The organism is Streptomyces sp. NPDC059477, assembly GCF_042749375.1.
In the GTDB taxonomy this organism is placed as follows: Bacteria; Actinomycetota; Actinomycetes; order Streptomycetales; family Streptomycetaceae; genus Streptomyces.
In genome coordinates this window covers 1-24,242 of record NZ_JBHYUG010000087.1, presented here as the reverse complement: position 1 = coordinate 24,242, position 24,242 = coordinate 1, and the positions used below count along the sequence as shown (strand labels likewise).

Genomic DNA, 24,242 nt, shown 5'->3' with positions numbered 1-24,242 from the left:
CCGTGGAAACACCGGACGAGGAGATCGCTCGCCTGGAGGCCGAGCGGCACTCCTACAGCGAGACCTTCCGGAACACGGCCGAGACCGACACGGTCACCCGGACCCACCTCCAGGAGGAGATGGACGCCCGCACCGCCCGCATCCGCGAGCTGCAGAACTACGAGCCCTTCGGGTTCTTCGCCCGCTGGGCTCTGCGCACACTCGCCCTCGCAGCCGGGTGGGGCGCCGTGGAAGTCGACTGGCTGTGGGCCCGGATCGCCCTCGGCATCCTCGCCGCCGCCCTCGCCCTCTACAGCCTCGCCTGACCAACCACCACACCCCCCGCCCCCCCCGGGGGGGGGGGGGGCCGGGGGGGGGGGGCGCGCGCGCGCGCCCCCCCCCCCCCCCCCCCCCCCGGCCCCCCCCCCCCCCCCCCCCCCCCCGACCAACCACCCCCCCCCCCGCCCCCCCGGGCCCGTCCGCCACACGCCGGACGGGCCCTTCCGCATCCCCACCGAGGAGCCCCCTGTGAACACCACCACCCACCCCGCCCCGGAGCCCGCCACCCTCACCGTGCCGCTCACCTCCCCCGGCCCGCCCGCTTCCACCGCCCACCTCGCGGGTCTCCCGGAAGAGGACTTGCGCCGGATCTGGGCCTTGTTCCCCGGCTCTCACCCTCACGCCACCACAACGGCGCAGCAGCCCGCCCACGACACGGCCCTGCTCCTCGCCGACGACGCCTACCTCGCCCGCGTCCACGACCTGGTCCGCCGCGAGCAAGTTCTCGCGCCTGCCGGGGCGCAGCGCGAGCAGCTCCTCACCCCGATCCCTGTCCCGGTGTCGGCGCCCGTCCGGCTGCTCCCCGCTGCGGCCTCTGATCCGGTCATGCCGCAGCAGCGGGTGCCGGCCTTCGTGTGGAAGTACAGCGCGCTGGCGCTGTCCACCGGCGGAGGCGTCGCGCTCGCCGGGATCGGAGTCGGCGCCGCCGCCCCGGGGCTCGTCGCTCTCGAAGGCGTTCTCGCCGCCGCCGGACAGGCCGTGATGAGCGTCGCCGCCCTGATCCTCCTCATCGGCCTGGCCCTCGCCGGTCGCGGCACCACCCGCGGCGGCGGCGCGGCCGGGACGACGGTGAACATCCGCCGCGCTGTCTTCCGCCGCAACCGATTCCACGGCTGATCCGGACCGCCCGCCTCGCCCCCGAACCGCACCCGTGGCGGTCGGGGGCGGGACAGGCCGCCCGGCCCCACCCCGAACCCGCGAAGGAGCAGCCACACCTTGGCAACCAACGACCTCGACCTCGACCTCAACACGACCACCGACCCAACCCCCGCCCGGAAGCAGACGGAGACCCGGTTCGCCGAGGCGCGCGCCTGGTGGAAGGCGGCATGGAACACCGGCGGGGTCCTCCACGGCCTGTGGGAGGACCTGCGCCTGGCCCCGCAGCTCGGATGGCACTCTGTCGCCCCCTGGATCAAGGCACTGATCCTGGTGGTCGGCTTCTCGTTCGTCACCGTGCTGTTCGCCGATGCCACCGGGGTTCTGCTTGACGGGCTGGACCGGCTCCTCACCACGTCCTCGGGCCCGGCGGCCGACCGTGCCACCACGGGAATCTGGGCGGCCATCGACACCCCCGTCCGCTCCTACCTCACGGCCCACACCCAGGGCCTGCCGGTCGACGCCTCCACCGCGTACGCCCTCTGGCAGATCACGGGCCTGGTCGGCCTGGTCGGCGGGTTCCTCCGCATCACCGCCGCCCGCACCCTCTGGGTCACCTGGGCCGCGGCCAGTATCGCCATGATCTGGCAGGCCGCGCCGGACACCGGCCGCACCGTCGCCACCGGCATCGCCGTCCTCGCCTGGATCCTCGCCAGCGCCATCGCCCTGCGCGGCCTCACCCTGCGCCCCGTCACCCGCCGAGGCCGGCCCGCCCACCGGCCGGCCCCGGTGGCCGACACCGGCGTACAGGCGCACCACACCCGCTGACCCGCCGATCTGCCCGGTCCTCGCCCCCGGAACTCCCCGGGAGCGAGGACCGGGCAGGCCGACCGGCCACCCAAGCGAAGGGACAACCCGTGAAGATCCGACTGCCCTGGACGTCTCGCGCGCCCCGGTCCCGCTGGACCAAGGCCCGCACCCTCACCGATCTCGGCACCCTCACCGCGGCCTGGCTGGAGGGCGAGATCGCCCACCACCCCGGCTACCAGGGCGGCGGCCCCGACCCGGAGACCACCCCGCTCGTCCCGGTCCTCGCCCACCTCAACCGGCTGGGCTTCGTCACCGCGAACTCCCAGCCCGGCCACGCCCCGACCACCGGCTGGGACGGTGCCACCTACGTCCAGCGCGCCGCCGTCGACGGCTGGACCGACGACCCCGAAATCCGCACCGCGTTCATCCAGCTCGCCCGCGGCCACGACCTCCACGTCGTGCTCCACGACCCCGGCACCCGGACCGATCGCATGCGCATCCCGGCCACCCTCCGCAACGGCGAACCGGTCACCTGGTTCGGGCACCCCTACCGGTCCGAGGACATCAACCACGCCTGGCCCGGCACCCACCCCGCCGCACGAAGCGCCCTCACCCGCGCCTCCCACATCACCCTCACCGACACCACCTGGGGCCCCTCCCCCCGCCTCTGGGACGCCCTCCGAAACGCCCTCGACGACACTGTCGCCAACTGGCTCCACGGCACCCGGAGCAGGTGATGAACGGCCAGGACGAGGACTTGGTCGACGTCGACCCGTACGACCCCGGTGGCGACGGTGCCCTCCCGGTCTTCCGGTGGAAGCAGGCCGGCCATGCGAATCTGGCGACCCGCCGCCAGCTGCGGGACCTTGGCCTGCGCCCCGGCGGTCAGGAGCCCGTCGCGCGCATCGAATGCCGCAGCGGCCGGCGCTTCGCGTGGCTGTACCGGCTCGACCTGGCGAAGCCGAAGTTCCCGATGACGCTCGCGAAGGAAGCCGCGCTCGACAGGGCGATGGCCGCGCGGCAGACCTGCCCCGGCCCCTGCGGGCGGCGCTATTTCCACTGCCTCCCCCTCAAGACCCTGGGGTCCTGCGCGGAGTGCTTCGACGGCACGCCCGCCGACCCCGCCTCCTACACCACCGCTCCACCTGCACCACCACAACCACCCGGCTCGCTCAGAGGACATCGTCATGCTCCGGATTATCAGCACCACCCGGCTCGCTGAGCTGAACAACCTCGCCTCCGCGTTCCCCACGGTCCAGAGCAAGTCCGACCGCCTGGAGAAGGAACTGGAGACGGCGCAGCGCCGCACCACGGAGCTCACCGCGAACGCGGAGCAGGCCGACGCCCGCTTCCGCCAGGAGCTCGCCGACCTCACCCAGCGGGCCGATGCCCGCGTCGCCGAAGCCAGGGCCTCGGCCCAACGCGCCGAGCAGCAGGCCGCCGCCCTGATCGGCGGGGCCGCGAAGCGGGCGGACGACATCGAGCGCCGGGCCGACCAGAAAGTGCGGGAGCTGAACGCACAGATCGAGCAGCTCAAGGCCAAGCTGCCCCACCCGGTGCCCAACCCGGAAGGCGTTGTCGCCCGGTACCAGAACCTGGTCGGCGCGTTCATCGACCTGACCATGTCCGCGACCGAGGACACCACCACGACCTCCGACTACGACTACTACTCCTCCAAGTGCGTCGACCTGAAGCTGGACCTCCTCTGCTCCGGCTGCGGTTACCGCGAGGAGGGAACCCGCGAGCAGGTCTATGACTCCCCCGAGGCCCGCACCAGCTTCCTGGACGGCCTCTACGACGGTGCCAAGCTCAAGCGCTGGGCGCAGGAGCACGCGGAGACGTGCCGGGCCGTCGCCCTCCCCTCCAGCCCTGCCACGCCGTCCCGCTGACGTGGCCATCCGCTGCCTGCGCTCCGCCTTGCTGCTCGCCGCCGTCGTCGCCGTCCCGCTCACCGCGGCGGCGGTCGCGGTCGCGGTGCTGAGGGCGAGCCACCTCAAGGTCTGTGTTGACCGGCACCGCATCGAGATCACCGCCCGGCCCCGCCGCTCCTGCCCCGACTGCCGGGGCGCGGGCGGCCGGTGGACCGACGGCCCGTTCCCGGAGATGGAGGCGTGCGACTGCTGGGCCGACCGGCACGAGCTCCACGTCCGGCTCCTGCCCGTCCCGCCCTGGGACGAGCCCCCGTTCTGAAGCAGTCCCGCCCCGGCCACAGGCCGGAGCGGGACTGCCGGGTGACCGCAGCATCGGCAAGAGGCCGGCCACCCACTCCCCTTCACCCTTTCGAGATCAGGAGAAGACCAGCATGCCCCGAAACCCGCTGACCATCGAACGCCTGGCCCTCTTCGGCACCCTGCTGACCCTCTTCGGCGAACTCCACCCCGCCTGCGACCACTGGGTCCAGGGCAGCAAGACCGCCTCCCGGAAGCGGTTGTACGGCGACGACCTGGTCCACGCCGACGGCTCCCCCGCCACCGAGGACTCCACCCGCCCGACCATGACCACCACCACCCTCGGCAGGCGCGCGGTCGCCTGCCACGTCGCCTCCTACACCGCCGTCCAGCTCGCCGCGACCGTCGCGATCACCCGCGCCTTCGGCTACCGCGTCACCCCGGCCGCGCTGCTCGCCGGCGCGGCCATCAACGCCTCGACGCACGCCGCGATCGACCGCGGAGCCGTTCTGCTGTGGCTGGCGAAGAAGACCGGCAAGACCGGCTACATCGAGCACTGCAAGACGGTCCGCCTCGACGACGACGGCAACGCCACCGCCGAGCTCACCGGACCGGGCAGCGCATGGATGGAGCTGGACGCCGCCCTCCACCGAGCTGTCGGCATCGGCGCCGCCGCCGTCACCACCTGGCTCACCACCCGCCCCGGCCGCCGGTGACCCGCACCCGCCTGGAACGCGTCCGCGCGGCGGCCGGCATGCACACCTCGACCAGAACCCGGTTATCCAGCGGCTCCGGCCGCCCCCACCCCTTCATGGAGGACCGCATGGCCCGCAGGCCCGTCACCTGGTACATCGCCACCCCCGCCGACGGCATCATCGAGGTGTCCCGCGCGGCGGGGACCCCGGTGAACCTCGCCGCCAGCGTCGGCCAGGTCGTCGACCACCCCCAGCCCTGCACCAACCTGTGGTTCGACGAGAGCCCCTTCTCCTACTTCCGCATGGTCAAGCGCGTCGGGGAGGCGCTGGAGGACACGGGCATCTGGCCCATCACCTGGCCCGTGCGGCTGTGGACCGTGGAGCCGATCGGGGAGACCGGCAACTGGGGCGGGCGCTACTACCCCTACCGGCTGCTCTCCCACCAGATCCGTGTCATCGAGGAGACCGACGCCCACCCCGCACTCGGCCCCGCCGGCCGTGAGGTCCTGTGCGTCGTCCAGCAGGAGATCCCCGAGCGGGCCGCGCGCTGGGCCGCGGACTGGGACGCCGACCCCGAGGGCATGCGCGACCGGAAGTGGGACTGGGAGCAGTGCGGCGGCCCCACCTGCGGCAGCGGCCGGTGGGCGGACTCCGTCGCCATGGCGACCTCGCACGCCCGCCGCGAGTCGGCCGCCCAGACCTGGATCGAGCACCTCGCGCGCAACGCCGTCGACCAGGCCCTCGCCAACACCGGTGCCAGCATGATGGCGCACTGCTACGCCTACAGCCGCGCCACCGGCCACGCGGTCGCCGCCCAGCACCAGACCCGCTTCGAGCCGTACGTCCTGGAGGCGCTGCGCGGCACCGGCCTCGACTCCCCCGCCGCCGTGGCTGTCTGACGGGCTCTCCGTGCCGCCCCGGCCCCCGTGTTCGACGGGGGCCGGGGCGGTTGCGGTGGCCCCTCAGTAACCGCCCGCCGACACCACCTGGAGAACGATGAGCCCGCACACCGCCACCACCGCCGCTCTCGCCCGGCACCGCCTGCCCCAGCCGGGCCTCTACGTCACCGTCGGCGCGGCCGGCAGCGGCAAGTCCTCGATCGCCGCCGCCTTCCCCCGCGCGTGGAGGCTCTCGCTCGACGACTGCCGCGAACGGGTCTGCGGCGACGCCGGGGACCAGAGCTCGACCCCGGACGCGCTCCGAATCTTCGACGCGATCCTCAACGGAAGGCTCGCCCGCCGGTTGCCGACCATCGTCGACAACACGAACGTCCACACCACCCACCGGATCAGCCTCATCGACCGCGCCCACGCCCACAAGTTTCCCATCGTCGCCATCGTCGCCCGCACCCCGCTCGCCCAATGCCTGGCCCGCCAGGCACCACGGCCCGCCTCCCGCCAGGTGCCCGCCGACGTCATCACCCGACAGCACCAGGACACCCCCAGCCGCGAGACGCTGCTGAGCGAGGGCTTCGACCAGGTCCGCGACGCCGACCAGCTCGACCTCCTGCGCATGGCGCTGGAACGCGCTGCCACCGCCGCTCCCGACCCGTACGACACGGTCCGCGCCACCTTCGGCTCCGAGCTTGCCGACCTCTTCACCTTCACCACCGCCGACCACTCCGCCGGAGTCCTCGCCGTCGCCGGACGAGAACTCGTCATCCGACGCTCCGACGACGGAGACCCGTTCGACCACCACTGGCAGGCCCGGCTCGACATGTGCCCGGACGGCTGCGGCGGTACCCGCTGGGTCAAGGTCAACGACCCCACCGACCTCCTCGACGTCCACCAGGGCGGCGAACCGGACGAAGCCGTCTGCGACCTCTGCGACGCCGTCGTCATGACCGGCAGCCCCTGGTGAACCGCCGCCGCTCCCCCGGTCCCACACACGCCATTCCCGCCTGAGGAGACTCATGTCCGAGATCCGCATCGCGACCGCGACCCGCAAGGGAACCGACCGCAACAACGCCGACCGCTGGGCCACGTTCACCAGCTCTACCGGCCGGACCGCCGTGTGCGTCGTCGACATGATCGGCCACGCCAAGACCGCGCCGAAGACCGGCGAGCTGATGGCCGAGACCGCGGTCCGGATCGGCGTCCAGCGCGGCGCGCTCGCCGGACTCCTCGCCGCCGGAGCCCTCGTCGCCGACGACGGGGCCGGCCCCAAGCCCGTGCCCGACGGCGTCGCCGTCCTGGCCGTCATCCACCCCGGCCGCGACACCCGCCTGACCTGGGTCGGCGACTGCGACGCCATGGAATGGAACGGCCGCCGACTGCGCACCCTGACCGACCCGCACACCATGGGCGCGTTCCTGCGGCGCAACGGCGACAAGACCCGCGCCCGACTCCACAACAACTGGATCCGCACGTCGCTGGCGCTCGCGACACCGACCTCGGTCGCCCAAGCCGAGACCAAGGCCCCGGGCGGCACACGGGTCCTCCTGCTGATGTCCGACGGCATCACCGACCAGGTCAAGCGCCGCACGATCAAGCACCTGACGAAGCGGTACGCCACCCGCCCGAAGAAGCTCGCGAAGAAGCTCGTGGCCGCCGCCGAGAACCGCCCCTCCGGACGCCGCGACGACGCCACCGTCATCGTCGTCACCGGCACCAGCGACTGACCAGCCGCACCGAACCCGCCCCGCGCCCTCCCGCCGGCCAGTGAGCGCCGGCACCAAGCGACACGCAAAGAGGCGCACCCACCGCCTGCAGAGCTCCGGGTGCGCCTCTTCTCAATCCCCGCCCCCAAAGGGGCGAGAACGGAGACCATCATGCCCGCCCCCGCCGCCTTACGGCAGTCCCCCGCCGCCCTGGTGACCGCCGCCGTCGTCCCGCTCGCCCTGGCCGTCGCCGACGGCATCCGGCTGCGCCGCCGCCTCGCCGCCGCCGGCCGGGACCGGCTCACCGGCGCCCTGCGCCGCGAGAGCTGGACCCCCCGAGCCCAGCGGCTCCTCGACCGCCACCCCGACCAGGCCCTCCTCCTGATCTGCGACCTCGACCACTTCAAGCAGATCAACGACACCTGTGGCCACGGAGTCGGCGACCAAGTTCTCGCCGAGACCACCGCCCGCCTCACCGACTGGGCAGGCGCCCGCGGACTCGTCGGCCGTCTCGGCGGAGACGAGTTCGTCGCCATCACCCTCATCGAACCCCGCCACCGCCAGCTCCGCCTCGACCACCTGATCCGGCTCCTCGCCGAACCGGTCACCACCGACACCGGACCGGTCGACGTCGCCGCCTCTATCGGCGCCGCCTCCGCTGCCACGACCGAAACGACGGGCCTCTCCGAGCTTCAAAGGGCCGCCGACGCCGCGCTTTACGACGGCAAGCACAGCGGCAACGCGGTCCTCGCCGGACCGCGGCACGCCACGATGCCGTCCATCAACGGCCGTCGGATCGGACGGCCGGGTACCGGCATCCGGGGGCGGGCCGCGTGAACCAGGCCGCCTATACCGACCCGGACAGCTGGATCCGGGGCATCACGGTCCGCCAGCCCTGGGCCAGCTGCATCCTCGCCGGGAAGAACCCCGAGAACAGGCCCGCCAACTGGCCCTGGAGGGGCTGGGTACTCCTCCACGCGGGGAAGCAACTGGACCGCCCTGCCCTGCGCGACCCGCTGGTGGCCACCGCGATCCGCAGCCGCGAACTCCACCTCGGCGCGGTCATCGGCATCGCCCGGCTCACCGACTGCCACCCCGACCGGGGCCCCGAGCACTGCACCAGCCCGTGGGCGCAGCGCGACGTCCACCACCTGGTCCTCGCCGACGTCCACGAACTGCCGCTGCCCGTCCCCGCGACGGGTGCGCTCTCGGCCTGGAAACCGACGCAGGACCTCGTGGACCAAGTCCTCCAGCAACTGCCCGACCTGCGGCCGTGAACCCGCCGTGCAGCAGGAAGTCGCTGTGACCACCCCTGACCTCGCCACCCGGAGGCTCCCTTGACCAGTACCCCGCACCACGACGTCGGCCAGGCCCTCGCCTACCCCGAACCGCCGGCCACGCCGCTCTGGGTCGGCACCTACCACGGCTCCCACGATGGGGAACGCGCCGTCGTCACCACCACCCGGGACGGCACACAGTCAACCCCCTACGGCCTGGAGTGCACCTGTGGCTTCTCCCAGCGCCACAGCGACCCCGTCACCCTGGACCGTGCCGCCTGGCGGCACACCCACCCCACCCTCTGGGACCGCTGGAAGCGGAAGGCCCGTGGGTTGCGCCGCTCCGCCCGAGCCCAACGCACGACCGTCGCCTGAGGCCCGACCAACAAGAAGGCCCGTACCCCCCGCGAACGCGGGGGGTACGGGCCTTCTTGCGTTTGGGGGTGCCTACACGTCCGGGAAGTTCTCAGCCGCGCGCGCCATGTGGTCGCGCAACTGGCCGGCCAGCTTCTCTGCCTTCGCCTGATCGACCTTTGCGGCTTTCTGATAAGCGGCGGCCATGCCCTTGGTCTTCCGGGCGAAGACCCGGGCCGCGTCCACGTACTCGCGGAACGCCTGGAGTGGATCGGTGGCGGCCTCCTTCGCCGCCGCCTCCTTCTCCTTCTGCTCCTTGGCCAGCGCGCGAACCCGTTCGGTCAGCTCCTCCTCCGTCAGCTCCTCCTCAGCCTTGCGAGGGAGCTGGTGGACGATGCCGCTGATGGTCTTCTGGCTGACCTGGTCCTTACCGGTCACTTCAGCCACCGCCCGGTACGCGTCGGCTGCTGCGCTAGCGCCGTAGTCCTCCCGCACGTAGGTGAGCGCCTCTGCTGCGCGCTGGCTGATCACGAGAGGCTTCGGGCCCTCCGGGGCGTCATTGGAGTCCCGCACTTCCGCCGAGTCCCGCATGCGGGACTGATCGTTCGATTCCAGTTCGATTCGCGGGGGGGAGGCCAGCAGAGCGGCCACTTCTGCACCCGAGATCTGACGGTAGGCGTTCGAGGTGGACATGCGCGCGACATCGCCGATGAACGCCTCCGCCGTCTCGTAGTCGCGGCGCCACAACCGCCCGCGAAGCGCGATGTTCAGGGCCTTGGCCGCCACCCACCACGCCTGCTGGTACTGAAGGAAGCTGCGCTGGCACAGCTCCCACCGCTCCTCTTCGTCCTCGCTCAGAGGCCCAGTCGCTTCCGGCGTGTCGACCACGTCGGGAAGTTCTTCAAGGCGGAGCATCGGCTGAGGCCGGCCCTGCGCGATGACCAGTTCCTCCTGAGGGGTCGGCGCACCTGATGCCCCTGCGTCTCCTGACCCCTCGGCCGGGCTGTCCGTCACGACCGGACCGCCACCCTCTGCTGCCCGCCGGGCCTTGCGCTGCCGACGCAGCTCTGCCGGATCTACCGTCTTGCTCACTTCTTGATCAGCCCCCGCTGCTCCATCTCCGTCACCAGTTCATCGAAGTGCGAGCCGGACGCCTTGATCGGAACGCCCTCGCCGGTGCTGGCGTACTTCTGGATCGCGGGGATCTCCGTCGTGAAGACCTTCCAGCCGTCCTCGGTCAGAGTCTTCCGGATCCCCCTCGGCGCGACCGTGCTCCCCGGCTGGACTCGGCACAGCAGCACCCAGGTCTCCGGCGGCTTCTTGTCCGCCCGCTTCGGAGCGATCTGGTTGATGTACATGTCCATCGGCATCTCGTCCATGCGTTCGAGGTCGCTGTTCGTCGCAGCGCACGCCACGATGGCGAGGTCGGCGACCCGCAGAACACTCCAGCCAATGCCGGAGTGGTTCTCAAGATGTCCGCAGTCCACCGCCGCCACAGTGCCTTCGGGGGTCTTCTCCGGGGCACGTTCGTGGAAGCGGCTGGACGCCTCCTTGTGGACCTCGAAGGGATAGCTCCCCTCTGGGCGTGCATCCCACCAGCGATAGAGCTGCTCGGACTCGTCGGCATCGAACCCCGCAACGGGATAGCCGCGCTCATGGAGGGCATGCAGCAACCACGCTGTGATGGTGGTCTTCCCCGTCGATCGGGGCGAGATGGTGGCGATGAACATGCTCGGCACCCTACTGGGCGGACCATGGTCGTTTTCGCCGCTCCAGCGCGTGCGTACCCGAGCAGATCCGCTCTAGGGGCCGACTGCTCCGCCGATAAGATCCCCAACTGCTGCGCAGCGCAATTGCGATCAAGGTGTGGCGACCGGACGACAGCATCACTTTCACGCGTGAAAGTGATGGCGAGCGCTTCATTGGAAGCGCTCTTGTCCGAGTCACAGTCGGACGCTCGCGCGCCAACCGGTACGTGCACCAGAGGGTCAGGGGCCGGTGAGGATGGTGTGGGTGCCGATGCGTCGCCAGATCACGTGGGGTGTGCCCTGACGGATCGGTTCCCCGTACTGCCAGGTGGCGCGCCCGGCGGGGCCGGTGCCCGCGGACCAGGTGAGTTCGTAGATGCCGGGGAACCCGCTGACCTGCTTCACGCGGAGGCCGGCGCGGAAGTGCCCGTTGGCGTCGCGCAGGTCGTGGACGAAGGCGTTCACGGCCCGGCGGAAGCGGCGGCGTTGTTCGGGGGTGAGGCGGTCCAGGTCGTTGTTGAAGCGGGTCATCGTCTCGTACGTGGGCACCCTGGTCTCCTTCGGGTAGCACGACGAAGCCCCCGGCGGCTGCCGGGGGCTGAGGGTTCGGTGACGTGGTTCAGGGGGTGCGGCTTCTCTGGCCGTCGGTGGGGGAGCGGGTTCTTGATGTGCGCTCGGTGACCGGTGGAGTCGTCAGCTGTCCGTTTTCGTGGCGCGTGAGGCGTGTGGGGTGTGCGCCTGGGTGGCCGCGCAGCATTTACATGGCCCGGCCGGCAGGTGCGGGGGAGTCGTCGGCTCCCGCCCTGCGGGATCGACGGTGAAGTTCCGGTGAACCCTCCCGCCCCACGGGATCGGGCTTTTTCGCAGGTCAGGGCCGGTGTGTGCTGGGGTGATGCTGAGTGTCGCGAAGGTTCAGAGGCGTAACGCCTGGCGCTACTACATACGCGGGGTGGCGTTCGGGGACGGCCGCCGTCCGGTCGGCCAGTCGTTGAAGGACGCGCAGGAGACGGCCGGTCTCCCGCCGGGACGGTGGTGGGGGCGCGGTCTGGCCGCGCTCGGGCTGACCGAGGGCGGCCAGGTGTCCGAGCGGCAGCTGGCGCTCGTCTTCGGAGAAGTCCGGCACCCGGACGCCGACCGGATCGAGCAGCGCCTCCTGGACGACGGCACCGACCCGGCCACCGCGCGACGGGCGACCGTGCTGGGGCAGCCGGTCGAGGAGATCGAGGCCCGCAAGCAGACGCCGCTGCTCGCTCTGGACTTCACCTTCCGGCCGCAGGCGTCCCTGATCGTGTTGTGGGCGCTGGGCGACGACCGGACGCGCCGGGTCATCGAGCGGGCGCACGAGCGTGCCATCGCCGCGGCGCTGCACTGGATCGAGGACGAAGTAGCCGAGACCCGGTGGTCCTCCGGCCGCGGCCGCGCGAAGAGACCGGCGTTGGTGGTCGCCGCGTTCCGGCACTACGACAACCGCGACGGCTTCCCGCTCCTTCACACCCACTGCCTGGTCCTCAACCGCGTCCAGCGCCCGGGCGCCGACGGTGAACCGGTCTGGGGCGCGCTGGACACCTACCGCCTCTACCAGAACGTGGTGGCCGCCGGGACGCTCTACACCCTCACCATGACCACGGAGGTGTGCGAGACGCTCGGCCTGGCGACCGTGCCGAGGGAGGTGACACCAGGGCTGCGCTCCGTCATGGAGATCGCCGGTGTCGACGCCGAGATCATCGACTGGTCCTCCACCCGCCGTCAGCGGATCGAGGACGCCCTGGAGGTGCTCACCGACCAGTACGTGAAGGACCACGGGCGGCTGCCCGGGGAGAAGGCCCGGCACGGCCTCGGCTGGCAGGCAGCCCAGGACACCCGCCCCCAGAAGAAGACCCCGCGCCCCTTGAAGCAGCTCCTCGCGTGGTGGAAGGCGTCCGCGCTCCTCCGCTTCGGCAAGCAGATGGTCGACGGGCTCCTTGAGCGCTGCCGGGCTGCGGGCGCGGCGATCCGGGCCCGGGTGGACCCCGCCGTGGACATGGCGCTCGCCGCCGTCGACGTCGCCGCGGTCGTCTTCACCGTGCGCGAGAAGTTCTCCCGGCGCCACGTCCTGGCCGAAGCCCGCCGGCACCTGCTGGAGACACTGCGCGGCCGAGCGTTCCCGCCAGGTCTGGACGACTCCATCGCCGACCGGGCCCTGCTCCGCTACTCCCGCCGTCACACCGTCACCAAGCCCGGCCGCGAAGCGCCGGCGGCGGACCGGATGACCTACACCGCCGACTTCCCGGTACCCGACCGGTGGTGGATCGCCGACGCCGAAGGCACACCGCCGCGGGAGTCCAGCCGCTACGAACGCGCCCGCCTCGCCAGCCTCGCCGTACAGGGCGCGATCCGCGACGCCCGTATCCGGGCCGACACCGCCACCGAGGCGACGACCACGACCTCGGCGGTCTCCGCACCCGCCGACTCCCGCGACCTCGACGAGGGCGAGCACGACCAGGTCCCGCCGCACGCCGTCGACCACCCTGGTCGGGACGCCGCACGCACCCCGGCACAACGGGCTGCCGCCGTCCACGCCCACCTCCAGGCCGCGATGCCCCAGGAATACGCGGAGGGCCGGACGACCGATCCGGAGACCTGGACGACCTCCCCGGAACGCCTCGCCGCCCTCGCCAAGCTGACCGTCACCACCGAGGCTCGCAACCGCGCTCTCGCCGAAGCGGACGCCCACCACCGCGCCATCGAGGAACGGGAGTCCCCGCTCACCGACCCGGCCACTCCTGGCGGCCAGCGCCGCCAGGAGCACGAGCAGCAGCGCCAGCAGCCCGGCCCCGGCCAGGGTCAGGGCCTCCGGCCGTGACGCGCCGTGCGGCCCGCACGGCGGGACGGACGGTGAAGTCGCGGTGCCGGGCGCCGGGACGCGACCGGCCGCCCACCCCGACGTCACCCGGGAGCGGGGGAGAGTGCCGGGAACCGCCCCCCTCGATCACGGAGGCCCTGATGGTTGCCCCGACCCCACCCCCGTTGCGTCTTTCGCCGGAACAGCGCGAGCGCCTGGAGCAGCTCGCCGACGCCATCCGGCTGCGCGCGGCGCTGTACCAGGCGCCGAAGCCCGCCCGGCGCCGCTCCCGCGGCGCACGGCAGTACCCCGGTGGCCGGCCGAACCCGTGGCGTGCCGGGCGGGGCCGCCGCCGGGGGTGAGTGGACACGATGGACTCCACCGCGGGCCCGCCCGTACGGAGTGGAGACCACCGTGGTGTGGTCCACTCGGTGGACTCCACCCGGTGGGGGAGCGCGGAACAGCCCGGCATCCGGTGCGCTCGGTGCGGTTGACCAGGCGCACCGGCACATGCGACGGCAGTGCCGCGCACGCCACCCACCGCACCGCCGCGCCGCATCCTGCGCGGGAGAGTGGACGCCACTCCCGTCCGCTCCACCCGGTGCGCGTGCAAAGGGTGACGGCGCATCGGATGGAGTGCACTCGATGCACCCCCCCCTTGACCAGGTGCGCCGCCGGATTCCACTCAGTCCATCGAGTGGAAATCAACCCTTGACCACCCACGCCATTCCGCACAGTCTTCGACGTTCTCCCTTGACAGAGTCCTCCGCCACTTGGGAGGCGACCCGTACCGGGCCTCTGGTGCGCGGTGGCGGGAGGGGAGATCTCTCCCTCCCGCCACCGCGCACCGTCACCGTCCGTAGGGGCGGTGCGGGGTACGGACGATGCCGCGCATCGCCGCACCGCTGTGCGTTCCACCGGGTGGAAGCGCACGGCGACGTCCGCACCGAGTGGAGAGTGGAGGCCACCGCGAAGCGCACCAGGTGTGGGTGGAGTCCACTCAGTGCGCTCCACCGGGTGGGGGAGTGCGTTCCATCGTCCGCATCTCAACGCACCGTGCGCGCCCCGGTCCGCACCCGCGCGCCACCGCCCCCGGGACGGCCGGTGCGCGTGGCGCGGGCCGTCTGCCGACGTCGGCTTCTACGATCCCGGGTGTGGGACAGACCCCGGCACAGAAGGCCGCCAAGGCGGCCCGGGCCAAGCAGCCGAAGAAGCGGCCCGGCAAGGTCCAGCGCGAGGCGATCAAACGGGCGCAGGCGGCGAAGAAGGCGGGCGGGAGGAAGCCGGCCGCGAAGAAGGCGGTGCCGTTGCCGCGCGGGTCGCTGCGGGCCGCGTACGGCGGTACCTGCCCGGCCTGCTTCAAGGACTACGGCAAGGGCGAGGTCATCACGAAGGTGACCGGAGGCTGGGGACACCCCGGCTGCGCCTCTCGGAAGTTGTCGGCGGCGGAGCGGGAGTTCGCCCGGAACAAGGCCCGGATTGAGGCCGGGGAGACGTTCCGGGGCCAGAAGCCGTCGGACTGGCGGCTCGGTTCCTCGCCGTCCAGTACCCGGCCCGCCCGCTGAACAGGCGGGGTGGGGCGGTGTGGTGTCGGCCACGGACGAACCCTTTGGTCAAGGGGTGGTCAAGGGGTAAAACGGACACTGCGGGCCGGGGTGAGGGGAGCGCGGTCAAGGGGTGATCGAGCAGGGTGGCCGTCGGCACCGCGCGGGACGGATGTGCGCGGTGCGGATGAACACTGCTGCTCTGTCCCGGCCTGGCCGGGAGGAACGAGGACCCCGTGCCCACATCTGCCCCCGACCCCGCCCCCGCCCTCACCCGGACGCTCTCTCCTGTCCTCAAGCCTGTGCGTGTGGCTGTGTCCGGTCCGGGCCCGGCCGCTCCTTCCCACCGCTGTGGCCGCCGGGCACGACGGAGCCCCGCCGATCGCGAACCCGCCGACCGTGTGCCCGGTGTCCGGTCCGGGGTGTCCGTGCCCGGCCTGCGGCGGGCGGCGGCACGTCCTGGTGGGCTCCTGGCGCCGCCGCTTGCGTTCCCACTGCCGAAGACACTTCCGTGCCCGGCGCCCACCCGTCCGGTATTTCCCCTTGTCAGCGTCGGTTTCCGGGCCGCCTGCGGTTTGTCACAACCCCCTTCTCTCCCCTCTGGCCTGAGTTGGTTGTCGGTGGGGAGGGAGATCATCGGGTGCGGGGGCCCGGTCCCGTCCACGGCCGGGGCCTGGCGCCCGGCCGGTAGCCGGCCGGGTGGTGCGCCTGGTGGGGCGCGCGTACGGGGAGGGCGGGTCTGATGGCGGGCCGGCGCAAGGCGAACGAGGCGGGGTCGTCGAACGGTCTGCGGGGCGATGTGCTGTCCGTGCTCGGGGTGCTCAAGGTCGCGACCGCCGACCAGATACAGCGTCTCGCCGCGCCGCATCTGACCTACCGGCACACAGCCAAGCCGACCTCGGCGAAGCGGAAGGAAGCCCGGACCGCCTCCCATCGGGGCGCGGCGAACGATCTGCGGCGTCACGGTCTGGCCGTCGATGGTGGCCGGACCCGCGGCAACGAGGAGGTCCGCATCCTCACCGTGGCCGGTCTGGCCGCCGCCGCGATCGACCTGGACCGTGAGCCGGAGGAGATGGGCGGCATACCCAAGGGCGCGGGCCGCTCCGGGGCCTCGCACCCGATGACGGTGAACGAGACGGTCATCGCGCTGATCCGCCCGAAGCCCGACCTCGACCTGGTCGCCGGGGAGCCGGCCGAAGCGGTCGCTGCCGCGCAGGCCGCCGTCGACGCACCCGACGGGATCGGCACCCTCACCTCCTACGCCACCGAGGTCGCCCTCCCGGTGAAGGGGACCTGGAAGAACCCCGCCATCGGCAGCGCCCGCGCCGACATCGTCCTTGTCGCACCGGACGACGATGTGCCGCTGCTGTTCATCGAGGCCGACAACTGCACCGAGGAAGCCGCCTTCATCGCCGCGAAGTTCGACAAGTACCTGCGGTTCTTCCACCGGCAGGAGAAAGACACCGACGACACCGTGAAGCCGATGTGGCGCACCCGCTGGTCCGCACCCCCGTGGGACGAGTACGAGCGGGTGCACCCGCCGGTCCTGCTCGTCTTCCACCAGGTCGGCAAGCGCTCCGCGAAGAATCAGATGGAAAGGGTCGCAGACCTGACCCGCTCCCACTGGCAGGGCCGCTGGTACGAGGAGCGCGGCTACCACTCCTACGACGGCTGTATCCCGATCGTGGCGACCACTCTGGAGCGGCTGCGTGAGCATGGGCCGGCAGGGCCCGCGTTCTGGCGCTACGGCCGCGACCGCCTGGAGCCGCTGCTGGACGCGATCGGCAACCCGCGCCGGGACGCCTACCTCGCCCGCCGCCGCCAGGCCGCCCGCGAGGAGGGGGAGCGCCGTGCCGAGCGCGAGGCGGCGGAGCGGGAGGCGCGGCGGCCGGTGTGCACCACCTGCGGAGCGAAGTTCACCGACGACCGCTGGCAGTCGGTCCGGTCGTCCTGGCGGAGCGAGACGGACGGGCTGTGCGGACCGTGCGAGACCGAGCACTTCGCCCGGCTCGAAGCCGAACGCGTCGCACGGCGCGAGGCGGAGGAAGCTGCGGCGCGGGAGGCGGCCGAAGCGGAGGCGAGGAAGAACCGCCGCAGGTTCCGCCGGCCGGGGAAATAGACGACGGACCGTCTCGGGCCACCGATCTCGGCCGGTGGCCCGGCCCGGAAGGCGACGTGGGGGACCGGGGCGGGATGGGCGCGAAGGCGGCGATCAATTCCGCTGCGATCGTCGTTGAGCCGGGTATGGGACTGAACGAGCAGGCGGCGCCCGGGGTTGAGCAGCGGGCCGAGTCGGTGGTGGTGAGCGCCTGTCATCTCGCCGACGTCGTCGCGCCCACGGCCTGGAACGCTGCGGCGGCCGAGGACGCGCTCGACGCGATCGACGTCCTGGCCGCCGCGCTGTCCCAGATCAGCCCGGAGACCGCCGGCGCGCTCGCCGCAGTGGCGGCGGCCACTGAGGACGCGCGCCGCCGGCTCGGCCTCCCCACCGACGCCGACGCCGCTGCGCCCGGCGAGGCGGCCGTGCCCGCCGCCGCGGCTGGTACCGGGCAACAGGCCGCGCCCGGGAAGCTGGCCCGGCCCCGGGTGCGGCGGCGGCGCGGGCTCGGGCCCGGATTCCAGGGCATCCTCCCCCCGCCCTGAACCGCTCCCCCCCCGTTGTCCTAGAGGGCGCTGAGTTCGTCGACGATGGCCCGCAGCACTCCGTCCCCGGCCTGCGCGGTGGTGGGGTTCACGGGCACCACGACGCCGACGACCAGGTGCTGCGGGGCGCCGGCCCCGGTGAGGAGGGCGGGGGCGGGCTCGGCGGTGACGATCCGCAGCATGTCGTGGTCGGGGGAGCCTTCGACGCGGTAGCCGTCGGGGAGGCGGGACAGCCAGGCGTGGTCGACCGCGACCGGCTGCCCGCCGACCGCGCCGATCCGCACACCGCCCGTGGACCAGTTCGACCACGCCACCGGCTCCCAGCCCGGCCCCGGGGCGGGGAGCACGTCGGTGAGGTCGGGGTGATCGTCACCGAGATGCACCGGGAAGGTGTGCTTGCGGATCCGCCACCGCCCGTCCTTGTGCACCACGTCCGGGTCGAGGCCGTCGATCAGCCGCATGTCCAGAGCGACACGGCCGTCCGTGATCCGGTCCCCGTGGACCCACACCGCGTCCTTGTCGACCACCCAGTCACACAGCCGCTCCCGCGCCACCGAACCCATACGTTCTCCCTGCTCAAACCCAACGATTCCCCTCACCGTAACCGCCGTCGTCCCGCTCGCTCCGACTGGCTTTTTTATCCACAAGTGCCCCGTTAATCGACAGAATCTATGCACAGGTCCGCTGTTTTACGGTCGTGTCCGCTTCTGGGTGTTGGGTGCCCGGAACACCCAGCACGGCTGAGAGGGCACGACGACTATGGGGCAGAGCAAGTTCGACCGGCAGGTGGAGGAGACCGCCGAAGCGCTGGCGTTCGGGATCGGCCGGTTCCTGTCCGGCCGCCCCATGGACGGGGTACGGAAGACCAACGCGACGTTCTGGCGCCCGGGTACCCGGGTCCTGCCGAAGGCCGAGGCCCCGGTGCGCCGCTCCGCCTACCGGCCCGGCTGGCAACGCGCCGCCCTCCGCCTCTCCGGACTGGCCGCGACGGGGTCGGCCGGGTACTGGGCCCTGGGAGAGGAGGAGAGGCGGGATACCACCCTCACCACCGTCCGGGGCCTCATCGACGACCCGGCGCCGCTCGCCGCCGCCGTCCAGACGGGCGGTATCACCGCGGTCTCCACCGCTGCCGTCGGCGGGGCCGTCTACGGGCTGGCCACCCGCAGGCGCCGGGAGTTCACCCGCGAGTGGCTGATCCCCCTGCACGAGGCGATCTCCGTACCGCTGGGCATCCCGGAGCTGACCGACCCCCGCCGCTACCTCCACATCCCCAGGAACTTCTCCGACGACGACGCCGAGATACGCATCGACGTCCCCACCCACATGCGGTTCAACGAGGACCAGGTCGCCGACCTCGTCAAGAAGAAGCTCGCCCTGGAGAACGTCTCCTTCACCTGGCGCCGCGCCGGGGCGGACACTCACCTCACCGTGAAGAAGCGCCAGACCCCGCCCAAGATGCTGCGGCTGTCGGACCCGGGGGTGCGGGAGATCCTGGCGAAGATGCCCGAGTCCGCCCCGCTCATCGGTCTCGGATCCGGTCGCAGGAAGGTCTCCGTCGATCTGGACGCCGACTCCCCGCACGTCCTGATCTCCGCGGGCACCGGCGGCGGCAAGTCGACCATCCTGCGCACCATCTGCTGCCAGTTCATCCATAACGGCGCGCACGCCTACGTCCTGGACTTCAAGCGGATCTCCCACACCTGGGCGCGCGGCGTGCCCGGCGTCACCTACTGCCGCGACATCGCCGAAATCCACGACGCCCTGATCCGGCTCGCGCAGGAAGGCCGGCGCCGGCTCGGCCTCGCGGAGCAGTTCGAGGACGACGTCCTGGAGCGCGAGCCGTGGCGGGTCGGCCCGAGGCTGGTGATCCTCCTCGAAGAGGTCAACGCCACCATGACGCAGCTCAAGTGGTACTGGGCGAAGATCCGGGAGTCCGGCGACCCGAAGACGTCCCCGGCCGTCGACGCGCTCGGCCAGATCCTCTTCATGGGGCGCCAGGTCCGCCTCCACGTCCTCCTGGTCGCGCAGTCCGCTACCACCCGCGCCATCGGCGGCCCCGAGATGCGCGAGAACTTCGCCACCCGCATCCTCGTCCGCTACACCCTCAACGCCTGGCGCATGCTCGTCCCCGAAGTCAGCCCCATCCCCATGCCGAGCGACCACAAAGGCCGCGTCCAGGTCGTCACCCGCGGCCGCGCCCAGGAGACGCAGGTGCTGAACCTGTCTAACGCGGAGGCCCGCGAGTGGGCGATGTCCGGCACCCGCACCGAGAGGACGACCGGCAGCCCGGCCCCGCGCCCGCCGCACACCCCGGCGCCCACGACCGCCGGTCCCCTCGCCGACGACCCGAGCACACTCCCGGCCGCGCCCGCACCGCTCACCCCGGCCGCTGTGCCCGGCCCCGTTGCAGTCGACACCTCTTCGGGGGCGCCGACGGCGAAGCCGGCCCCGCCCGCGCCCCCCGGCGTGGAACCGGGTGATGTCGCGGTCGGACTGCGTACCGCTCAGCAGAACCATCTGCCCGGGATCACGCTCGCGGCCCTGCGCTGGGCCCGCGCCAACGACCCCGACTTCCCACCTACGGTCGGCAAGCGGGGAGCCGAGTTCCTCTACCACCCCGGCGATCTCAAGAAGTGGGCCCGCAACCGACCCCGCGGCACGGCTGACACCGATGAACTCGGCTGATCCTGGCAGGGGCCGTTGAGCGAGCCTTCGGGGTGCGTGCGAAGAAGACCCGCTCGGCACCCGCCCGGAACACGACGCGAACCCCCTTCGACGGCACCGTAGTTCGCACAAGGGGGACCCGGCCCAAGATCCCAGTCCCTACACGGACACCCGCGCGATACCAGGGCTCTGACCTGGGGAATCGTGCAGATGTTCGTGTAGACACTGGGGTGCCCGGTCGCTGACCCCGGGTAACGGAAGACCCCGGAACGGCCAACGCGCCCCGGGGTCCCGCGAGTCCAGCATCACGGCGCCGCCAGCCCCCTACGACAGCACCGCGCAGGGGCCGTCACGCCGCCTGCTCCTGCACCGCCCACACCAGTCCGGAAGCACCGGATCGTGCTCTCTCACCAGTCGTCGGGCGCGCTGCCCACCCACGCGACCGGCCGGCCCTCGCTGTTGCGGCCCCAGTGCGGTTCTTCCATCGAGGTCTCGTGGCCGTCGGGCAGGACGCAGATCCGCCCCCAGTGGCCGTGCTTGCCCCCGCAGAGCCCGGCGAGCCCGTCCGCGTCGCCCGCCGCGACGGCCTGGTCGTAGCGGTCCTGGAACGGCTGCAGACGGGTCTGAAGCTCCATGCCGAACTCCGCCTCCGCCGCCTCCACCCGCTCCCGTGCCGCCTGCACCCCCGGGTCGGACAGCACCGCCGAGATGACGTCCTCCGCCTCCGCGAAAACCCTGGCGCGCGCGTGCCGCCGCACGGCGTCCCGCACCCGCTGCTCCCCGGCCTCCTGGTCGCTCGCGCCCATCACGCCACTCCTTCCGCGGCCGCCCACTCCAGCCCGAGACCGGCGAGCGCGGCGAGTTTGTCGGCGGTCAGCCTGGCCCGGCGGTTCTTGCTGTTGGAGAGGAACACCCCGAGCTTCACCGCCGTCCCGTCCTCCAGCACCTCTGTGTGGCCCCTGGGGACCTTCACAGACCCCTCCCGGGCCTTGTACTGCGCCAGGGCCGCAACGCCCCTCTCGAAGGCGCTCACGGGCGTCATGGACGGCCCGGCGGGCAACTCCGGCTCCGCCGCAGCTGCGGGCGCGGGAGGCGTGACGCCGATGGCCTCCAGGCGCTCGCGCTGCCCCTCCTTCAAGGCCGCCCATACCTCGGGCTTCCGCTGCCGGTCCAGCCACTTCCCCACGTCCATCCCGTGGACGGTGAACCCGGGCATCACCTCCGCCCCCTCCTCCTCGCGCACCAGCTCGCGCAGCGCGGCGAAGTGGCGCTGCCAGTCGGCCGGCCACTCGGGGTTCCAGTCCTCGTCCACGGCCAGCAGCGCGGCCTCCCACTCCGGCCGCCCCTCAAGGGCGCCGGGGCGTCGGAGGTTGGACAACCACTGCCCCACCGGCCGGTCCAGCACCGTGGCGGCCCGGGGCGCGCACAGCGTCCAGTGCTCCTCGTAGTACACCCGGGCCGCCGCCAGGTTCTCCTGGAACCGCTCATCCGCCACCGACCACACCATGCCGAGCCGCTCCAGCCGCCGGGCGCGCTGGCCGGTCATCTGCCCGGCCGCATAGGCCCGTCGCTGCTCCGCCACCCACTGCCCAAGCGGTGTCGCACCCTCGCGGTGTTCGTACGGAACACGGGCGTGCCCCTCGCGCTCGGCGTACTCCTTGAGCTTCGCCCAGCCGCGCGCCCAGTCCTGCCGCTCGGTGTCGATCACATTGAAGCTGACCCAGTCAGCGACCATCACCGGATCACGAGGAGCCGCAAAACGCAGTAGCAACCGCGTTTCTTCCTCGTTATCACCGGGCGCGGCACCAATGTATTCGGAGGGCTGCACGTCAGCCTTCTGAGGTTCCTGCGGGATCGCCAGCAATTCGACGGCTTCTTCGTCGTGAGCCCGCAAACCCTCAAGGACTTTCACCAACGGCTTGTACGAACCGGAAGTGAACATGTCCTCCGGCTCCTCGTCCGGCTGGAGGAATACCGGCACGATCAAAGAGGCGAGCTTTCCCTCTCCGGGCTTCTGCCGCAGCGCGCGCCCGATCGCCTGCACGATGTCGTGCGGCGCCCCCTTCGGATCCAGCAGGGCCACCGAGTCCACGGCCCGGATGTCCACACCCTCGCCCAGGACACGGCAGTTCGACAGGACCGCACGCCGGGCGGTGGTCCCGAACTTGCCCAGCACCTCCCGCCGGCGCTCCGGGACATGCTCACCCATCAGCCAGTCAGCCCAGATCTCCGACGGGTACTTCTCCGGCTGGTCCGCGTGCAGGCGCTTCGCCACCCGCTGAAGGCCCTCCGCATACGCGGCGGCCTCTATCGTCCGGTGGTGGAACGTGATGCACGTCTGGAGCTGGTGCTGCTCCATGGTGTGCAGCAGCGCGGCCTGGAGCGCCCCGAGGCGCTCCCCGCGGACCTTCTCGGTGTGCCGCTCCTCGCCCATCAGCCGCTCCGGGGTGACGACCGGGTCCTTCAGCTCCAGGACGATGATCTGGTACCGCGCCAGCAGCTTCCGCGACACCGCCGCCGCCAAGCTGAGCTTGTACAGCACCGGCCCGAAGACCTTCTCGTCGTCCATCGAGGCCGCCATCTCCTCCGGCAGCGCGTCCCGCACCCCCTCCGCGACCTCCCAGTGCTCAGGCCGCTCCTGCCAGATCCGCGGCGTCGCGGTGAGGTACAGCCGCCGGTGCGCCGGGATCTTCGTCTGGTCGTGGATATCCGCCCACGCCTTCCCCATCGACCCACTGGTCCGGTGCGCCTCGTCGACCACCGCCAGGTCCACCGGCGCCAACTTCTGCCCGTAGGCGCCCTCGAACGCCTCCACCAGCACGGGCAGGGAGGAGTAGGTGGCGAAGATGGTCACCGGCCCCTCCTTGTGCCACAGGGCCAGCTGCACGGGGTTGGTGGTGCACCGAACCCCCATGTGCCACAGCTCCGGATCGTCCAGGGGCGAGCACACCATGACCGCCGGCGCCTTGGGCCCGGCGCCGTTCCACGCCTTCACGGTCTGCGCCAGGAGATCCAGGGTCGGCACCACCACGAGAACGCGGCCCTTGGGCACAATCTTTTTCGCGGAGGCCGCCGCAATGATGGTCTTCCCCGTTCCGCACGCGGCGTGCACCTGCCCGCGCAACCCATTCCAGGGAATGCCACCCGGCGGAATATCGAGGCCGCGCACGATAGCGGCTACGGCCTCAATCTGGTGTTCACGCAGTTTCACGGCCATTCCCGTGGTTCTCCTCTTCGCGGAATGCAGCGCGTTATAGGAATAAGAGTCCGGCGCGGTGAGTGGCGGGCCGGTGGGGTGGTGTCTGGTACCAGACTCTACACAGTCAGTACCCCTGATGCATCGCCAACGCGACAGCTTCCCCCTGTAGGCTGATACTTGGCCGAATCTCGCCCCGCACGTACGATCCATAGGGTATGCTGGCGGGGTATCGGTGAACGTGAGCGGCCGGTTTCGAGAGTGGGGAGAGGCCAGGGTGGAGCGCAGCGGAGCCCGTCACTGCGGTGAAGCCGGCACCCGATCGACCCGATCGACCCGACGGTCCGTCACTCCCGTTGTTGGGGTGGTGGCAGGGAACCCCAGGCCCTACACAGTCCCGCACGCGATGCACCCCCCTCGTAGCCAGCCTGAGTGATCGCGCTTGCGCGGTCGCCTCCAATTCGCGCTTGCGCGAATTGCATTCCGTCCGGAATTCCGTTCACGGAATTCCATTCCGGCGCTTGCGCCGGAATCCGAATTGCGCTTGCGCAATTCGCGCTCTATGCCCCGGCTTGCCGGGGCATATCCC

The 24,242-nt window shown here is 71.9% G+C and carries 26 protein-coding genes; 20 read left to right on the top strand and 6 right to left on the bottom strand.

Annotated features, from left to right (window positions below):
• Positions 1 to 2: 2 nt before the first annotated feature.
• The 14 genes from ACFXAZ_RS31315 to ACFXAZ_RS31250 all read left to right on the top strand — a co-directional run bounded on the left by ACFXAZ_RS31315 (position 3) and on the right by ACFXAZ_RS31250 (position 9,058).
• Positions 3 to 305 (top strand): hypothetical protein, encoded by a 303-nt coding sequence (locus ACFXAZ_RS31315; RefSeq protein WP_351501131.1) that lies wholly within the window; start codon positions 3 to 5, stop codon positions 303 to 305.
• Between the two features lie 202 nt (positions 306 to 507).
• Positions 508 to 1,155, top strand: coding sequence for a hypothetical protein (locus tag ACFXAZ_RS31310; protein WP_384598023.1), 648 nt, complete (start codon positions 508 to 510; stop codon positions 1,153 to 1,155).
• A 99-nt stretch (positions 1,156 to 1,254) separates the two neighbouring features.
• Positions 1,255 to 1,962: a hypothetical protein gene (locus ACFXAZ_RS31305; protein ID WP_351501127.1), complete on the top strand. Its 708-nt coding sequence runs from the start codon at positions 1,255 to 1,257 to the stop codon at positions 1,960 to 1,962.
• A gap of 89 nt (positions 1,963 to 2,051) precedes the next feature.
• Positions 2,052 to 2,681, top strand: coding sequence for a DUF6919 domain-containing protein (locus tag ACFXAZ_RS31300; protein WP_384598020.1), 630 nt, complete (start codon positions 2,052 to 2,054; stop codon positions 2,679 to 2,681).
• The gene (locus ACFXAZ_RS31295) at positions 2,681 to 3,166 is read left to right on the top strand and encodes an RRQRL motif-containing zinc-binding protein (protein WP_351501123.1); all 486 of its coding nucleotides are present in this window, start codon (positions 2,681 to 2,683) and stop codon (positions 3,164 to 3,166) included. The genes ACFXAZ_RS31300 and ACFXAZ_RS31295 overlap by 1 nt, the downstream gene beginning before the upstream one ends.
• Entirely contained in the window at positions 3,132 to 3,833 is a 702-nt protein-coding gene (locus tag ACFXAZ_RS31290) for a hypothetical protein (RefSeq protein ID WP_351501121.1), read from the top strand. Before ACFXAZ_RS31295 ends, ACFXAZ_RS31290 begins: the two co-directional genes overlap by 35 nt.
• 1 nt (position 3,834) lies before the next feature.
• Positions 3,835 to 4,134, top strand: a complete 300-nt coding sequence (locus tag ACFXAZ_RS31285) for a hypothetical protein (RefSeq protein WP_351501119.1) — start codon at positions 3,835 to 3,837, stop codon at positions 4,132 to 4,134.
• A gap of 112 nt (positions 4,135 to 4,246) precedes the next feature.
• Entirely contained in the window at positions 4,247 to 4,828 is a 582-nt protein-coding gene (locus ACFXAZ_RS31280) for a hypothetical protein (protein WP_351501116.1), read from the top strand.
• A 107-nt stretch (positions 4,829 to 4,935) separates the two neighbouring features.
• Entirely contained in the window at positions 4,936 to 5,706 is a 771-nt protein-coding gene (locus ACFXAZ_RS31275; protein ID WP_351501114.1) for a hypothetical protein, read from the top strand.
• Between the two features lie 97 nt (positions 5,707 to 5,803).
• A complete protein-coding gene (locus ACFXAZ_RS31270) occupies positions 5,804 to 6,667 on the top strand; it encodes an AAA family ATPase (protein ID WP_384598018.1) in 864 nt (287 codons plus the stop codon).
• 52 nt (positions 6,668 to 6,719) lie between these two features.
• Positions 6,720 to 7,427 carry a SpoIIE family protein phosphatase gene (locus tag ACFXAZ_RS31265; RefSeq protein WP_384598016.1) on the top strand — a complete coding sequence of 236 codons (708 nt, stop codon included), beginning with the start codon at positions 6,720 to 6,722 and terminating at the stop codon, positions 7,425 to 7,427.
• Between the two features lie 150 nt (positions 7,428 to 7,577).
• Positions 7,578 to 8,243: a GGDEF domain-containing protein gene (locus ACFXAZ_RS31260; protein WP_351501108.1), complete on the top strand. Its 666-nt coding sequence runs from the start codon at positions 7,578 to 7,580 to the stop codon at positions 8,241 to 8,243.
• Complete coding sequence (locus ACFXAZ_RS31255) at positions 8,240 to 8,683, top strand: hypothetical protein (RefSeq protein ID WP_384598014.1); 444 nt, start codon at positions 8,240 to 8,242, stop codon at positions 8,681 to 8,683. Before ACFXAZ_RS31260 ends, ACFXAZ_RS31255 begins: the two co-directional genes overlap by 4 nt.
• 60 nt (positions 8,684 to 8,743) lie before the next feature.
• A complete protein-coding gene (locus tag ACFXAZ_RS31250) occupies positions 8,744 to 9,058 on the top strand; it encodes a hypothetical protein (protein WP_384598012.1) in 315 nt (104 codons plus the stop codon).
• Between the two features lie 72 nt (positions 9,059 to 9,130).
• On the opposite strand, the gene ACFXAZ_RS31245 is transcribed toward ACFXAZ_RS31250, so the two are convergent.
• The 3 genes from ACFXAZ_RS31245 to ACFXAZ_RS31235 all read right to left on the bottom strand — a co-directional run bounded on the left by ACFXAZ_RS31245 (position 9,131) and on the right by ACFXAZ_RS31235 (position 11,334).
• On the bottom strand, positions 9,131 to 10,129 hold the full coding sequence (locus ACFXAZ_RS31245) for a hypothetical protein (protein WP_384598010.1): 999 nt from the start codon (positions 10,127 to 10,129) through the stop codon (positions 9,131 to 9,133).
• Positions 10,126 to 10,767, bottom strand: coding sequence for a plasmid partition protein (locus ACFXAZ_RS31240; RefSeq protein WP_351501099.1), 642 nt, complete (start codon positions 10,765 to 10,767; stop codon positions 10,126 to 10,128). The genes ACFXAZ_RS31245 and ACFXAZ_RS31240 overlap by 4 nt, the downstream gene beginning before the upstream one ends.
• Positions 10,768 to 11,025: 258 nt before the next feature.
• On the bottom strand, positions 11,026 to 11,334 hold the full coding sequence (locus ACFXAZ_RS31235; protein WP_384598008.1) for a hypothetical protein: 309 nt from the start codon (positions 11,332 to 11,334) through the stop codon (positions 11,026 to 11,028).
• Positions 11,335 to 11,677: 343 nt separating this feature from the next.
• Between ACFXAZ_RS31235 and mobF the strand changes: the two genes are divergently transcribed.
• The 5 genes from mobF to ACFXAZ_RS31210 all read left to right on the top strand — a co-directional run bounded on the left by mobF (position 11,678) and on the right by ACFXAZ_RS31210 (position 17,793).
• On the top strand, positions 11,678 to 13,627 hold the full coding sequence (mobF, locus tag ACFXAZ_RS31230) for a MobF family relaxase (protein WP_384598006.1): 1,950 nt from the start codon (positions 11,678 to 11,680) through the stop codon (positions 13,625 to 13,627).
• Between the two features lie 140 nt (positions 13,628 to 13,767).
• Entirely contained in the window at positions 13,768 to 13,968 is a 201-nt protein-coding gene (locus ACFXAZ_RS31225) for a hypothetical protein (protein WP_384598004.1), read from the top strand.
• A 792-nt stretch (positions 13,969 to 14,760) separates the two neighbouring features.
• Positions 14,761 to 15,171 (top strand): hypothetical protein, encoded by a 411-nt coding sequence (locus tag ACFXAZ_RS31220; protein ID WP_384598002.1) that lies wholly within the window; start codon positions 14,761 to 14,763, stop codon positions 15,169 to 15,171.
• A gap of 721 nt (positions 15,172 to 15,892) precedes the next feature.
• Entirely contained in the window at positions 15,893 to 17,269 is a 1,377-nt protein-coding gene (locus tag ACFXAZ_RS31215) for a replication-relaxation family protein (RefSeq protein WP_384598000.1), read from the top strand.
• A 125-nt stretch (positions 17,270 to 17,394) separates the two neighbouring features.
• Positions 17,395 to 17,793 carry a hypothetical protein gene (locus ACFXAZ_RS31210; protein ID WP_384597998.1) on the top strand — a complete coding sequence of 133 codons (399 nt, stop codon included), beginning with the start codon at positions 17,395 to 17,397 and terminating at the stop codon, positions 17,791 to 17,793.
• 20 nt (positions 17,794 to 17,813) lie between these two features.
• Here the strand turns inward: ACFXAZ_RS31210 and ACFXAZ_RS31205 are convergent, their stop codons facing one another.
• Positions 17,814 to 18,356: a hypothetical protein gene (locus ACFXAZ_RS31205; RefSeq protein ID WP_351501084.1), complete on the bottom strand. Its 543-nt coding sequence runs from the start codon at positions 18,354 to 18,356 to the stop codon at positions 17,814 to 17,816.
• Between the two features lie 196 nt (positions 18,357 to 18,552).
• Between ACFXAZ_RS31205 and ACFXAZ_RS31200 the strand changes: the two genes are divergently transcribed.
• A complete protein-coding gene (locus ACFXAZ_RS31200; protein ID WP_384597996.1) occupies positions 18,553 to 20,478 on the top strand; it encodes a helicase HerA domain-containing protein in 1,926 nt (641 codons plus the stop codon).
• A 386-nt stretch (positions 20,479 to 20,864) separates the two neighbouring features.
• On the opposite strand, the gene ACFXAZ_RS31195 is transcribed toward ACFXAZ_RS31200, so the two are convergent.
• Together ACFXAZ_RS31195 and ACFXAZ_RS31190 are read right to left on the bottom strand one after the other, a co-directional pair.
• The gene (locus ACFXAZ_RS31195) at positions 20,865 to 21,263 is read right to left on the bottom strand and encodes a hypothetical protein (protein ID WP_384597994.1); all 399 of its coding nucleotides are present in this window, start codon (positions 21,261 to 21,263) and stop codon (positions 20,865 to 20,867) included.
• The gene (locus tag ACFXAZ_RS31190) at positions 21,263 to 23,674 is read right to left on the bottom strand and encodes a Helicase associated domain protein (RefSeq protein ID WP_384597992.1); all 2,412 of its coding nucleotides are present in this window, start codon (positions 23,672 to 23,674) and stop codon (positions 21,263 to 21,265) included. The genes ACFXAZ_RS31195 and ACFXAZ_RS31190 overlap by 1 nt, the downstream gene beginning before the upstream one ends.
• Positions 23,675 to 24,242: the final 568 nt, after the last annotated feature.

What these genes read in the sequence shown, in the direction of transcription:
- ACFXAZ_RS31295 (WP_351501123.1), top strand. Translation starts at nt 2,681, where the DNA reads ATGAACGGCCAGGACGAGGACTTGGTCGACGTCGACCCGTACGACCCC.
- ACFXAZ_RS31290 (WP_351501121.1), top strand. Translation starts at nt 3,132, where the DNA reads ATGCTCCGGATTATCAGCACCACCCGGCTCGCTGAGCTGAACAACCTC.
- ACFXAZ_RS31280 (WP_351501116.1), top strand. Translation starts at nt 4,247, where the DNA reads ATGCCCCGAAACCCGCTGACCATCGAACGCCTGGCCCTCTTCGGCACC.
- ACFXAZ_RS31275 (WP_351501114.1), top strand. Translation starts at nt 4,936, where the DNA reads ATGGCCCGCAGGCCCGTCACCTGGTACATCGCCACCCCCGCCGACGGC.
- ACFXAZ_RS31270 (WP_384598018.1), top strand. Translation starts at nt 5,804, where the DNA reads ATGAGCCCGCACACCGCCACCACCGCCGCTCTCGCCCGGCACCGCCTG.
- ACFXAZ_RS31265 (WP_384598016.1), top strand. Translation starts at nt 6,720, where the DNA reads ATGTCCGAGATCCGCATCGCGACCGCGACCCGCAAGGGAACCGACCGC.
- ACFXAZ_RS31260 (WP_351501108.1), top strand. Translation starts at nt 7,578, where the DNA reads ATGCCCGCCCCCGCCGCCTTACGGCAGTCCCCCGCCGCCCTGGTGACC.
- ACFXAZ_RS31240 (WP_351501099.1), bottom strand. Translation starts at nt 10,767, where the DNA reads ATGTTCATCGCCACCATCTCGCCCCGATCGACGGGGAAGACCACCATC.
- mobF (WP_384598006.1), top strand. Translation starts at nt 11,678, where the DNA reads ATGCTGAGTGTCGCGAAGGTTCAGAGGCGTAACGCCTGGCGCTACTAC.
- ACFXAZ_RS31225 (WP_384598004.1), top strand. Translation starts at nt 13,768, where the DNA reads ATGGTTGCCCCGACCCCACCCCCGTTGCGTCTTTCGCCGGAACAGCGC.
- ACFXAZ_RS31215 (WP_384598000.1), top strand. Translation starts at nt 15,893, where the DNA reads ATGGCGGGCCGGCGCAAGGCGAACGAGGCGGGGTCGTCGAACGGTCTG.
- ACFXAZ_RS31210 (WP_384597998.1), top strand. Translation starts at nt 17,395, where the DNA reads ATGGGACTGAACGAGCAGGCGGCGCCCGGGGTTGAGCAGCGGGCCGAG.
- ACFXAZ_RS31205 (WP_351501084.1), bottom strand. Translation starts at nt 18,356, where the DNA reads ATGGGTTCGGTGGCGCGGGAGCGGCTGTGTGACTGGGTGGTCGACAAG.
- ACFXAZ_RS31200 (WP_384597996.1), top strand. Translation starts at nt 18,553, where the DNA reads ATGGGGCAGAGCAAGTTCGACCGGCAGGTGGAGGAGACCGCCGAAGCG.
- ACFXAZ_RS31195 (WP_384597994.1), bottom strand. Translation starts at nt 21,263, where the DNA reads ATGGGCGCGAGCGACCAGGAGGCCGGGGAGCAGCGGGTGCGGGACGCC.
- ACFXAZ_RS31190 (WP_384597992.1), bottom strand. Translation starts at nt 23,674, where the DNA reads ATGGCCGTGAAACTGCGTGAACACCAGATTGAGGCCGTAGCCGCTATC.